Here is a 14,030-nt window from a genome sequence, read left to right as displayed (position 1 = left end):
CTTGCTAAAGGATGATTAAATCAAAACTTTACAAAGCTATTTATAAGCTACAGCATATGAGTATATAGACAAAATCACTCGACAATCTGCAGACGTGTATTTTAAATACAACAAAGTATATTACTCACACACACGTCGAAGCCTGGAGAAGATTTTGTCTATATACTCTTCGCTGCTCTTAAAATAGATATTCGGTAAATTTTGATTTATCCTACTCTCTAACAATACACTAAATTCATAAAAGATTAAATAATAAAAATAGACTGCAATACAAGATATTTTAACAGTTACAAGATTCTTCGATTATTACTTGAATTAGTTATAAGTCTTCTATATAATAAAAAAGTGACTTGCATATTTTTGCAACGCTATTTATAATGATAAAAGACTTATTTTTTAGTGTGATATTATTCAAATTTTAGAAAGAAGGTTTTTATTTTGGCAGATAATAGAGATAATCCGTCTAACAAGATAAGAAGGGTTAGCGCTTCTTCTAAGAATGGACAGTCTAGTTCACGTACTAATGCCTCAAAAGTTCAGAGGTCTTCTAGTCGTGGTAATTCTTCTGGTGGTAGATCTTCACAGTCTATAAACACAAATGTAAGAAGAAGTTCAGATAGTTCTCGTCCAAATCCTAGTAGAAGAGCTCCTGGTGGGCAAAATAGGAATATCAAAAAATCTCCTATGAACTCAAATCTAAATAGAGGAAGTCGTTCCTCAGGCGGAAATAATTATGACGATATAAATAAAGAGCAACCTAAAAATAGAAATCCAAGAAATAGCGGTAGTGCTCGTGCTGCTAGAAATGCAGAGAGAAAAAGACAGAAGAGAAAGAAGATTAAACGTATAATGACTGTTATATTAGTTATTATTTTAGCCTTCCCTACTGTAGGTGCTATTTCATTTATTAAAAAGGTTGCAGACGCATATGATCCATCTATTGCTAGTGGTGTGTTTGACAATATTACCCATATAAACAAAAAGGGTATTACAAATATACTTCTTCTTGGATCTGATGCCAGAGAGGGCGAGGAAAAGTCTAGAACGGATACTATGATGATTTTTACAATAGATACCGTACACAATTCCCTAAAGCTTACATCTCTTGCTAGGGATGCGTATGTAAATATTCCTGGACATGGATATACAAAGCTTACCCACGCATATTACTTGGGCGGTGTAGAGCTTCTTACAGAAACTATAGAGGACAACTTTGGTGTAGATATACATAACTACGCACTTGTAGATTTTGAGTCGTTTATGTATATTATAGATGCTATAGGTGGTGTTACCGTAAATGTTAAGGATTCTGAGCTTGCTGAGCTTAATAAATTTATACCAGAAACATATTACTGGTATAAGGACAAATCTCAGCCTATGCAGCTTGTAGAATCTCCAGGTGAACAGCTTCTAAACGGATATCAGGCACTTTCATTTGCTCGTATCAGAAAGAACGACTCTGCATTTGAGAGAGATAGACGTCAGAGAGATGTTATACAGGCTATGTTCTCTGGTGTTAAGGAAATGTCTAAATGGCAATATCCAAAGCTTTTAAATGCTGTTTTACCTTATTTAAAGACTAATATGAAAACTACACAGATAGTTTCACTTGGAATGTCTGTTATAAGAATGGGAAGTCTTGATATCAAACAATTTGAATTCCCTATAACAAACTCTCCTTATTCTATTGAAGGTAAGTATAAGAATGCTGGATGGGTAATAAGATTTACTGAGGACTCTGTAAAAATACTACAGGACTTCATATTTAATGACAAAGAATATGTAAAATAATAAAAATAGGTTGGTATGGATATTTTCCAAACCAACCTATTTTTGCGTTCTATCAAATAAAAAAAGGCTGTTTGCGTGATTTTGCAAGCATGCCTTTTCAAAGACTTAAACACAAGTAGCTCGCACCGACAATTCTGCAAGCGCCCAACATCATTGAAATGTGTTACATAAATGAGTTGGGCGCTGAAGCCTGGAGAGCGAATACTTGTGTTAAGTCAAAAGGCTGCTGCAAAATCTGCAACAGCCTATATATCTCTTTATTTAAGATTTTCTCTTATTTTGTTGTAAGTGTCGTTTGATATTCCTCCACCTATTCTGAACACGCTGTTAGTTTTTTTGTTTTTTAATATGTTTGCCTGTTCAGAATCTAGTGCATTTCCAGCTATTACAATTGGAGATTTTGTTCTTGCTGCGTATACACCTACACTTATTGCATCTACAAGTGGTCTATTTTTAGCCACAAATACTGGATTGTAAGTTTCTGATGGATATAGAGCTTTTATTACTCTAGCATTAGTCTGATTTCTATTGCTTCCACCTATTCTATTTCCAGATACATTTCCTGATACTACAGAGTCTATTTCTTTGATTACATTGTCAGAAATAACCGCAGTTTTTCCTAAGAAATATGCTGAAGATATAGAATTTGATTTTATCCAGTTTTTAACTGATGAGTTTACACTATTTTTTGAAGTTACTATTATAGGTGATTTTTCCTCAGCTGCTTTAGATACAACTGATAGTGCGTCTGCTGCACCATTTTCTCCAGCTACATATATTTTACTTACATTAGCTTTTGAGTCGATTTCTTTAGCTATATTTGCAGATAGTTCTTCTATATTCGAACCATCTATTCTTTTTATAGAAACTGATGAAACTGCATTTTTTATGCTTTTTTCAGCACTTTCTCCTATAGAATTTTTCCCACCTATTATAATTATATTAGATGGTTTTAATCTTTTTAATTCATTTATAGTATGTGAACTAACCTTATTTTTATCTGTAAGAAGTACTGGCGCATTATAAACTGATGCAAGAGGATTTGCTACTATACCCTCTATTTCATTAAGTCCATTTGCAATTACTACTGTTGAAGCTGAATTCCAACCTTTTTTACTTATTTTCGCAGCAGTATCGTATCTATCAGATCCGATAATCTCTGTAGAATGGGGTAAGTTTTTATCTTCTGTTGTTCCATTGTATGCCCCATACATACTCTTTAAGTCGTTATATATACTAGCATTGTTTACTATATCTCTAGCTGAGAAGTACATACTACCTTTAACAGTATCATACTTCTTGTTTATATTTATCTGATTTTTTATTTCTTTAGCTATATTCTGTCCACTATAGCTTGACTGACCCTGTTTATATATTCCCTGTCCTATATAAAGGTCTACGTCGTATCCTTTTACTTCATTAGCCCACCATTTTACAAGTTTAGAATAGTCAGCTACTTTTAACCCTATTGGCCAGTATATCTGAGGAACTATGTAATCTACATATCCTTTTCTTATCCAAGTTCTTGAATCTGCAAGCATATTGTAGTATGACTGTGAGCCACTAGTTTCAGAACCATCTGGGCAATCTGATGATTTATTTCTCCATATACCAAATGGACTTACACCAAATTCACAACCAGATCTAGCATTTACAACAGCTTTCACTTTTTTAAGAAGAGTGTTTACATTTTCTCTTCTCCAGTTGTTTCTATCCTGCCCTTTTCCATATGCTTTATATGATGCATCATCTGGGAATGAAGATGATGGATAGAAATAATCGTCAAAGTGTATTCCATCTACGTCGTATTTATCTACAACTTCTTTTACTGTTTTTACAAGATAATCTACAACATCTGGATTACCTGGATCATAGTACATTTTGTTATTATATTTTATTACCCAGCTTGGATTTTTTCTAGCTGGATGAGATGATACAAGTGAATTTAAGTTAGTTCCTGAAGATGTTACTCTGTATGGATTCATCCATGCATGAAGTTCCATCCCTCTTTTGTGTGCTTCCTGTACTGCAAATGCTAATGGGTCATACCCTGGATCTTTTCCCTGTGTACCAGTTAAATACTTAGACCATGGGTTTATAGATGATTTATAAAGTGCATCTGACTCTGGTCTAACCTGAAGTACTATTGTATTTATTCCACAGCCTTTTAATTTATCCATTAACTGTGTAAGTTCCTGTTTCTGTTTTGATGCATTGTTTTTAGTCTTAGGCCAGTCTAGGTTATAAACTGTAGATACCCAAGCTGCTCTCATTTCCTTTTCTGCTGCCTGTGCATTATTTGTGTAAGATACACTTCCTACAAACATAAATACTGCCAACATAACAACTGTTAGTTTTTTTAATATCTTTCTCATTTTTTCCTCCCTTTCCAATTATTTTTACTTTACCTTATATATTTTATACTAGATTTTGTATTATATAAAGAAAAGATTATAGAAAAAGCAGTAAATATAAATTTACCGCTTTTCTATTAATTTAATTTAGTTTTTTAATTTGTCGGTTAAGAGTTTTATATTATACTGCCTAAACAGTTATAATCCTATTAAATTACACTACTCTTCTTGCAACTATCATTTTTCTTGATGATAATTTACTTATTTTTACAACATCTCCAGTCTGTGGTGAATGTATATACTGGTCATTTCCTATATACATACCAACGTGACTTACTGAGCTTCCTTTACCAAAGAATACTAAATCTCCTGGTTTTAATTCTGATTTTGAAACTTTTTTACCGAATTTTGACTGTTCTCTTGATGTTCTTGGTATGCTAACTTTTGCTCCATTTTTATAAGCGTAGTATGTTAAACCTGAGCAGTCAAATGAGTTTGGTCCAGTAGCTCCCCATTTGTATGGTTTACCTAACTGAGCTTTTGCTATTTTTAATGCTGCTTCTGCTTTTGCATTTGTTTCACCTGGTATTGTTACATATGTTGAGCTTACCCAACCAGTTTTTCCACTTTCTGTTTTAACCTGGTACCAACTACCTGATGTTTTTAATATTTCTACGTATGCATTTTTATATATTTTTTCTACTACTTTCCCTTTTGTTGATGCTTGATCTCTAACATTTAAGAAATCACAATCTACTACTTTTCCACATTTATTTTTTGATTTAACTCCATTAGCGTCAAATCTATATATTGTTCCTCTTACATCTCTAAATGTGTTTTTAACCATTACACCTTTTGCATTGAAGTAATAATCTTTTCCGTCTATTGTTCTCCACATCCGCTGTGCTAGAGAATTATCATTAGTTAAATAATAAGTTTCATCACCTATTTTTAACCAACCTCTCTGTTTTACACCATCTTTATAATAGTATGTTTTTCCATTTTCCTGTACAAATCCATTTTTAGCTCCAGCTCTTGCAACATCTGCTGTAGACACTGTCTGTATATTTTCTAATTCTTCTGCTCCTGCTTCTACAGATGCATCTGTCACCATTATCGCTCCTGATATCATAACTGCTGCCATGATCTTTGCCAAAAACTTATTTTTAAATATCTTCGTCATTAATCGTCCTCCTGTAATTATGATTCATGATTTATAGATAGTGGGTATTTTATAAATCATTTTTTGTAGCCCCTCTCGCTACATTTATAATTGTAACATAACGGTTACAACTCTACAAGCTTTTTGTTACATTTCTGTAACTATTTTGTTACTTTTTTGTTACTTTTTGTATATTTTTAGCAAATTAAAAGGATATTTTGTCGAAATTACATATTTTCTGTAACAAAGTAACATAATTAATTACAAGAGAATATTAAATTGTAACAATTTCTGTAACAAAATCAGTAAACTATTTTATCTATTTCAAATATACGGGCGGAATATAATTTTATAATTGTATAGAGGGCTTTAAAATAAAAGTTCCTCTTTTGCTCGGAAATTAAATATATCTATCTCCTCGACAATGCAGCTCGACTGCCTGGAGAGGAATAGATATATTTTTCAGAGCATAAAAAGAGGACTTTTATTAAAGCCCTCTTATAAATTAAAAACTATATTTCTCTAGTATATTTTCTTAACCATTCTGTTTCTTCTTCATTTAGGTATGGAGAAACTTTTTCAAATACTAGTTTATGGTATTCATTTAAGTATTTTATATCATCACTGTTCATAACTTCTGGAACTATACCGTCTAAGTCAAATGGTATATAAGTTATTGGTTCGAAGTACATAAACTGTCCGTATTCATTCTGTTCTCCCATGCATACTAGAAGTTCATTTTCTAATCTTATACCATGAGATCCTTCTATATATACACCTGGTTCATCTGTTAATATCATACCTTCTTCAAATTTATGAGTATCTCCAGCTCTATATCTCCATCTTAAGCTTGTTGGAGCTTCGTGTATATTTAATAGATATCCTACACCATGTCCAGTACCGCATTTATAGTCAAGTCCTCTTTCCCATAAAGCTTTTCTAGCTAGTATATCTAAGTTCATACCAACGCATCCCTGTAAGAATGTAGCATTAGCAAGACGTAAGTTACACATAGCAACTAGTGTAAAGTGTTCTTTTATAGTATCTGATACTTCTCCAAGTACGAATGTTCTTGTTATATCTGTAGTTCCTTCCCAGAATCCAGCACCAGTATCTGTTAAGTAAACACTTCCTTCTCTAAGTCTTACATCAGTTTCTGGTTTTGAGCAGTAGTGCATCATTGCTGCGTGATCTGCATAAGCTGATATTGGTTCGAAGCTTGGTCTTATGAAGTTACCCATTTCTTCTCTTAATTCATCTAATTTTTCAGATGCGCTCATTTCAGTTATTTCCATAGTTTCTACATTTTCTTTAACCCATTTCATGAATTTAACATGAGCTACAGAGTCTTTTATCTGAGCTATTCTCATATTTTCTACTTCTTTAGCATTTTTTCTAGCTTTGAATAAAACTTCTGGGTTTCTTTCTTCAACTTTAGCTACACCTTCTGGTATGTTGCTGTATATAGCGTAGTTTAATCTAGCTGGGTCTATAAGTATAGTTTCTCCAGCTGGTATTTTTTTAGTATCTGCATAAACATCGTTGTAAGGGTGAATTGCTACACCTATTTCAGCGAATTCTGATTTTAATTCATCGTTTAATTTTGTTTCATCTATATATAGATCTACTCCATCCATTTTAACTACCATATAAGATAATACTAGTGGGAAGAAGTCTATATCGTCTCCACGCATGTTAAGTACCCAACATATATCATCTATAGTAGCTATTGTATGGTAAGTAGCTCCACACTCTTTCATATATTCACGAATTCTTTCTATTTTGCTAGCTGCACTTTCACCAGCATATTCTTCACCTAATTTGAAAGCTGGTTTTTTAGAAAGTTCTGGGCGATCTTCCCATATTTCATCTATTAAATCTACTTCGTATTTTATAGTAGCTTTATTTGCTTTTGTTATTTCTTCATAGCCCTGTCCTTCTCCCATAGCTACTACTCTACCATCAAATCCTAAGCAGTTTCCTTCTACTAATGTAGATTTTAAGTATTCATTTATTGTAGGTACTCCTGGTTCAGCCATTCTCATTAATTCTACACCAGATCCTTCTAGCTGTTTAGCAGCCTGAGTAAAGTATCTTCCGTCTGTCCATAATCTAGCTTCATCAAGAGTTATTACTGCAGTACCTGCAGAACCTGTGAACCCTGTTATAAATTTTCTAGCTTTGAAATGTTCTCCAACATATTCACTCTGATGGAAATCTGAAGTTGGAACAACGTATGCGTCTATTCCATTTTCTTTCATTAATTCGCGAAGTTTCGCTATTCTTTCTTTAACAGTCATCATAATTTACCCCCTGCTTTTTCATAATATAATCACTTTTTTTATTAACAAACAAATATTTTCTATTTTTTTAAAATTAAAAATATTTGTTCGCTTTTAAAAAGCTGCTTCACTATTAAGTGAAACAGCTTTTATATGCTATTTTATTATATTGTATATATTAAGCTTCTACTTCTTCTTCATCTTCAACTAGTTTAGATAATCTCTTATCTAGTACGAATAATACTACTGCAGATATGAATGCAACTACTGCTATTGCTATACATACGCTAGAGAATTTGAATCCTCCTTCGAATGTAGCTGAGAATAGTGGTCCATATGCTAATGAAGATATGAATGTAGCTATACCCCAAACTGCCATCATTGTTGATAAGTAACGGCTTGGAGAATATTTACTTATGAATGCGTGTCCTAATGGTGAGAAGAACATTTCACCTAATGTTAATATGAATGAGAATATTAATAACCAAAGAACACTTATCTTAGCTCCACCACGCATCATATCTAATGCTGCGAAGAATATGTAAGATACACCAAGTAGTTGGAACTTCGTATCCTGCAACAACCCAGTTCATGTTTTCTGTCCAGTAGTAGTAAACTGGTAGATATGCTAAGTTCCAGAATATCCAGAATATAACTGAGAATCCAGCTACAAGGAATATAGCAGCAATTCTTTTCTTTTCAACTTTAGTAAGAGGTTCATTTTTAGCTTCTTCTTTATGAGCAGCTTTTTCAGCTTTTTCTCTTTCAAGTTCTTCAGCAGTTTTTTCAAATTTGAATGGTTTTTTACCAACTTCACCCATGAAACGATTACCAAGAACGAAGAACCATAAAGCACCTAACCACATTGATACAGCAGCTAATTTGAAGCAAGGAGCAAATCCTAATACTCCATTTTTAGCGAATACGTCTTTGTATAATATACCAACTAAGAAAGTACCTATGAAAGCACCTGTGTTAACTAATGTATAACGGATAGAGAAAGCAGAGTCAACCTGATCTTTATCTGTTACTATACGTCCTATAAGTGCACCAGTTTTCTGTAAACCAAGACCTATACTTACACAGAATATCATAACATAAACCATTGCAGGTGATTTAGCTATACCACCACAATAGTAACCAATACCAGCTATTATATAACCTATTGGAGTAGTATAACGTCCACCTATATATCTATCGGCGATAACTCCTCCTAGTAATGGTCCAAGATAAGCAAATGCTGTTAATAATGATTGCATTGTAGCACCCTGTCCTTTAGAAAGTCCAAGACCTCCTGTTGCAACAGATGCTGTTACGAAAATAAGTATCAGTGAACGACCTAGATAGTAAGCAAGACGTTCAAAGATTTCAGTACATCCACATACCCAAAAGCCCTTTGGATACCCTTTTTTCTTTGTTTCTCCCATTTCTAACAAAAACCTCCCTATTCAATTTCAGCTAATTTTTTTTGCCGCTGTAGCAATAATAATGCTATTAATTTAACATTAAAGGGATTGTAATTTATATTTTAAATTTTCCCTTTTTTCAATTACATTTTAATATATCTTTTTTGTTTTATCAACGCTTTTTTTAGTATAATAAGAAACTTATATTAATAAATTTATCTTATAAATCGTATTATTTTAAAAAATCACCTTTTATGATTACGTTTTCCAACTATTTTTTTATTATTTTTTTATCAATCTTGCTTTAGTTTTGCAAATTTTTCTGAATTTTTTAGCATAATTCTTTTTTTTACTATAGTTTTTTTATCTTTTGTAAATTTCTATCTATATACTTTAAATATAACTTTTTAATATTTAATCTTAATTTCTAATTTCTTTATTTTCATAACGATAACTTTTAATTATCAGTATACAATAGACGTTACACTTTATATTATTTTTATAATTATTAAATATAAATAATTTCACTGGTATAATTTAAAATTTTTCTAGAATACTTTTAATAATTTAAATTAAGAAAGGACGCCTTACAGACGCCCTTTTTCTTTTTATTTATATATAAACTGTATTTATTACGTAAAAAAAGGACGTTTTAAACGTCCTATAATCATCTTCTTAATTACTGTATAACTCTTCTTGCAGTATATAAAGTTCTTGATGATAATTTGCTTATTTTAACAACATCACCAGTCTGTGGTGCATGTATGTACTGATCGTTTCCTAAGTACATTCCAACGTGGTGTATTCTTCCACCTTTAGCGAAGAATACTAAATCTCCTGGCTGTAATTCAGCTTTTGAAACTTTTTTACCAACATTTGCCTGATCTCTTGATACTCTTGGAAGTGATACCCCAGCACCATTTTTGAATGCATACTGCATTAATCCTGAACAGTCAAATGAGCTTGGTCCAGTTGCTCCCCATCTATATGGTTTTCCCATCTGAGCTTTTGCTACAGATATTACTTTCTGAACTTTAGCATTTACTGGTTCATTGTAGTTAAGATAATCTGCATTTACCCATCCTTTTTCACCATCTGCTGTTTCTATTCTATTCCATCCATTTGCTTCACCTGTTATTTTTATAAGTGTACCAGGATTTAATTTTCCTTTTTCTTCTGCTTTTGCATTAGATGCAGCTCTTACAGTTAAGAAGTCACAGTTTACAACTTCTGCATATTTTTCGTTTGCAACTTTTGTTCCATCAGCATTAAATCTAAATATTCCATCAGTTGTTTTAACTACTTCGTTAGCAGCTAATGTTCCATCAGCTTTAAAGAAGTAATCAACATCTTTTATTGTTCTATATCTTGACTGAGCCATTTCGAAGTTATTCATGAAGTAATATTTTTCTCCATTTGCTTCTACCCAGCCTTTTACTTTATTTCCATTTTTGTAGTAGTAAGTTTTGTTACCCTCTTTAACAAAACCATTTTTAGCTGCAGCTCTTGTTTCTGTAGTTTCAGAAACTACTGCTATGTCAGATATTTCATCTGCCATTACTGTATTATTTCCAGCAAATGCTGTTAGTGATCCAGCTATTATTACTGCTGCCATTATTTTAGATATTTTTTTGTTTATATTTAACGAATGCATTAATCGCCCTCCTGATTTCTCTTAAATTAGTTAGTGGTTAATGTAGTAAAATTTAACTTCTTAAATTCTACATTTTTTATTCTATCATAGCTTGTTACATTAGACAAGCTTTTTTGTAACATTTCTGTAACTTTTTTATTATTTTTGTTGTTACCTCTGTTGTAACCATTGAAATTCCAACATTTAAAATAGTAACAATTTGAAATTTATCCCAAAATTCGTTGTATTTTTTTAAGCCTTACAGTTATTAAATATATCATTTTTGTATTATTATGTCAACCTTCTATGCTATTTTTGTTAAATCTAAAAAAAAAGACTAGATTTTTTAATAAATCCAGCCTTTTTTACACTTTATTTTACTATAATAATATTTTTTTGTTACTATTTTGTTTCTATTTTGTTTTTATTTTAAATTTTAGCCTATTTTCTAACATACAACAAACAACTTGTATATATTTGTTACAATCTGTAACAATTTACATTTATTTTCGTTTGAGTTTCTTTTTCACTATATCTGTTATCATAGAAACCTCTTCTACTCTAAGTAGTATTATAAGAAGTGCGTAAACACCAGCACCTACTATTATAGCAGTACCTAAAGATATAACTTCCATAATAAAACCTGCACCTAGAGCTCCAAATATAACCTTATATACAAATCTCGCTACTCCCCCCATTATAATTGCAGAAAAAGTTGTCTTTAAAAACACTATAATAATCTTTCTTTGACCAAAATCGCCAATTTTTTTCTTTAGACTTCTAAATAGCAATGTAATACATATAATAGATGATAAGCTAGTTGCAAGTGCAAGCCCTGCATGTTTTAAGTACTTTATAAATAAAAGATTCATGCATATATTCATGACAACTGCTATTGTAGCATTTATCATAGGTGTCTTTGTATCCTGCACAGAGTAAAATATCTTTGTAAGAATATCTCTAAGCCCAACACCTATAAGCCCTATAGAATAGAATATAAGCGCCACAGCCGTCATCTGTGTAGCTCTAGTATCAAAAGCACCTCTCTGGAAGAGTATTCTAACTATTGGCTCTGATAAAACCATTGCTCCTACTGTCATAGGCATTATTATAATTATTACAGAGTTGATACTTTTTCTAATAAACTCAAAAAACTCTGTTCTATCCACCAATGCAGATAATCTCGAAAACTGAGGATATACAACTGCAGATATCGACGCTATAAACATTCCAGTTACAAAACCTTTTAATCTATCCGCATAGTTTAACGCCGATATACTTCCCTCTACAAGTGTAGAAGCTAACGTCTTATCCACCATTATATTTATCTGATCTACTGCAACCCCAACTACTATTGGAGCTACAAGTATAAGCATCTTCTTTACATACTCATCTTTAAAATCTACAAATAGTCTGTATTTGTAACCTTTCTTATACGCAAACGGCACCTGGAATAAGAACTGGCTCGCCATCGCAAACAATGCTCCAACAGGAAGTATGTAAATATTATCAAGTAATACACTAAGTATCATAGCTGTTATTAGTATAATATTGTACGGCAATCCTATAAGCCCTGGTATAGTAAAGCTACCCTTTGATTGAAGGTAAGACTTCATTATATCGCTTAGACCTGTAAATATCGCGCCAAATATTATTATCCTTGTAAATAATACTGCCTGTCTAAATGTTTCACCTTTAAATCCCATAGCAAATATTTTTACTATAGGCTCTGCAAATATAAATGAAATAGTAGATAGTATTATTCCCAATATTATAGTTATATTTAGTATATTATTTGAGAATCTAAGTGCCTTTTCTTCTCCACCCTCTCTTAAATTTTCGTAGTAAAGAGGTATAAATGTCGTCGCAAGCGCTGTAGCAACTAGTGTAAATAGAACTTTTGGTATGTTTGATGCTGCTATAAATACATCACTATAAACTGTAGCACCGTATAATGCACCAAGTACTAATTCCCTTCCAAATCCTAATATCTTTGAAAGCATTGTGACAATCATTAGAGATACGGTTGCTTTTGCTACCTTACCCATTTATCTTATATCCCCCTCTCCATAAAAAGAGGCTTCATCTTCTGCTATTTTATCCCAAGAGAAATTCTCTAATGTGTACTTCGAAAGATATTCTTTGTCATTTTCAGAGTTAGCTACTTCCACAACTCTTTTCGCAATTCTTATTTCAAATTCATCACCATCAGCTACAATATTTTCTTTTATCCCAATAGCTTCAGAAATTCCACCTGCATCACTACCTACAACAGGCACACCACACGCATTTGCTTCAGTTATAACGCAGCCAAACCCCTCTCTTCTACTTGGAATTATCATAACATCCATTGTATTCATCAAATTTCTAACCATATCTACATCTTGATTTCCTGTAAATACAACCTTTAAACCTTTTTCTTTACATTCTTTTTCTACATGAGCTTTTAAAGGTCCATCCCCTACAACTGTAAATGTATATTCATTATTTGAATCAAGCTGCTTTATCTTATCAAATATCTCAGCAAATTTATCAGCTCTTTTTATCTTATTTATTGCTCCTACAAATCCTACATTCTTTCCAGATATGTTGTATTTTTCTTTTATAGAATTTTTTTCTGTATCAGATACTATGTAGAAGTTTTTATTGTTTACACCATTTCTCGATGCGGTACAGTTATCTCCTGTATACCCTAGCTCTCTAGCAGTATCCATAAGCTTCTTACTTACAAATATATTCTGTTTAGCATTTTCCATTATCTGAAGTATCTTTGTTTTTATATGCTCATTCTCAAATGGCATAGTATGTACATCACTTCCATGGTAAGTTACGATATATGGCTTTTTAAAATCCTTATTTATCCAATACGCAATTCTACCATGAGGATACCCCCAATGGCAGCTAAGCATATCACATTCTTCTATATCTGATTTACACGCATCAAAAAATTCTACAAATCTATCTTTATCATTTTCTAGCTTTTCAGCTTTTTTGCTCTTCATATCTATACTTAAATATACTTTTTTGTATTTTATACCGTCAAGCTCAAATCCATCGCTACTTTTATCGTATGTATGCTTGCCAGCTAATTTTTTAGCCATTCTAAAAATACCAGTATCTTTAAACTGTACAGATATTACTTTATATTCGTTCTCCGGATGATTTTTCATTATTGCTTTTATCTTTTCATGTGTAGCCATAAAAAGACCTTTTTTATTATTCTCATCCATATTGACAATATATAGTATCTTCATAAAGTTGTATCCTTTCTAAAAATAAATTCCTATATTAATCGCTAATTTTATATTATACAGCATTACAGTTAAGTTTAATAGATTTTTAATTAATTACATAAAAAAATACTGCCATAGAACACCTTTAAAAGGTGTTCTTATGACAGTA

The 14,030-nt window shown here is 31.9% G+C and carries 9 protein-coding genes; 1 reads left to right on the top strand and 8 read right to left on the bottom strand.

Features of this window, described 5'->3' with window-relative positions; genetic code table 11:
- Positions 1-438: 438 nt before the first annotated feature.
- Positions 439-1,791 carry an LCP family protein gene (locus DWX74_RS09560; RefSeq protein ID WP_243411954.1) on the top strand — a complete coding sequence of 451 codons (1,353 nt, stop codon included), beginning with the start codon at positions 439-441 and terminating at the stop codon, positions 1,789-1,791.
- 257 nt (positions 1,792-2,048) lie between these two features.
- Here DWX74_RS09560 and DWX74_RS09555 read toward each other — a convergent pair whose 3' ends face one another.
- From DWX74_RS09555 to DWX74_RS09525, 8 genes are all read right to left on the bottom strand, one after another.
- Positions 2,049-4,166 carry a family 10 glycosylhydrolase gene (locus DWX74_RS09555; protein WP_118549742.1) on the bottom strand — a complete coding sequence of 706 codons (2,118 nt, stop codon included), beginning with the start codon at positions 4,164-4,166 and terminating at the stop codon, positions 2,049-2,051.
- 193 nt (positions 4,167-4,359) lie between these two features.
- The gene (locus DWX74_RS09550; protein WP_118549741.1) at positions 4,360-5,328 is read right to left on the bottom strand and encodes a C40 family peptidase; all 969 of its coding nucleotides are present in this window, start codon (positions 5,326-5,328) and stop codon (positions 4,360-4,362) included.
- A 491-nt stretch (positions 5,329-5,819) separates the two neighbouring features.
- Positions 5,820-7,607, bottom strand: coding sequence for an aminopeptidase P family N-terminal domain-containing protein (locus DWX74_RS09545; RefSeq protein WP_118549752.1), 1,788 nt, complete (start codon positions 7,605-7,607; stop codon positions 5,820-5,822).
- Positions 7,608-7,767: 160 nt separating this feature from the next.
- Entirely contained in the window at positions 7,768-8,109 is a 342-nt protein-coding gene (locus DWX74_RS11325; protein ID WP_286164315.1) for an MFS transporter, read from the bottom strand.
- Positions 8,090-9,016: an MFS transporter gene (locus DWX74_RS11320; protein WP_286164313.1), complete on the bottom strand. Its 927-nt coding sequence runs from the start codon at positions 9,014-9,016 to the stop codon at positions 8,090-8,092. The genes DWX74_RS11325 and DWX74_RS11320 overlap by 20 nt, the downstream gene beginning before the upstream one ends.
- A 658-nt stretch (positions 9,017-9,674) precedes the next feature.
- A complete protein-coding gene (locus DWX74_RS09535; RefSeq protein ID WP_286164312.1) occupies positions 9,675-10,649 on the bottom strand; it encodes an NlpC/P60 family protein in 975 nt (324 codons plus the stop codon).
- 482 nt (positions 10,650-11,131) lie between these two features.
- A complete protein-coding gene (gene murJ, locus DWX74_RS09530) occupies positions 11,132-12,676 on the bottom strand; it encodes a murein biosynthesis integral membrane protein MurJ (protein WP_118549740.1) in 1,545 nt (514 codons plus the stop codon).
- Positions 12,677-13,882 (bottom strand): glycosyltransferase, encoded by a 1,206-nt coding sequence (locus DWX74_RS09525; RefSeq protein ID WP_118549739.1) that lies wholly within the window; start codon positions 13,880-13,882, stop codon positions 12,677-12,679. It abuts the gene before it with no gap.
- Positions 13,883-14,030 lie beyond the last annotated feature (148 nt).

This window comes from Peptoclostridium sp. AF21-18 (assembly GCF_003478825.1).
In the GTDB taxonomy this organism is placed as follows: Bacteria; Bacillota; Clostridia; order Peptostreptococcales; family Peptostreptococcaceae; genus Peptacetobacter.
The sequence above is the reverse complement of the archived record's forward strand: the minus strand, read 5'-3'. Positions and strand labels throughout refer to the sequence as shown.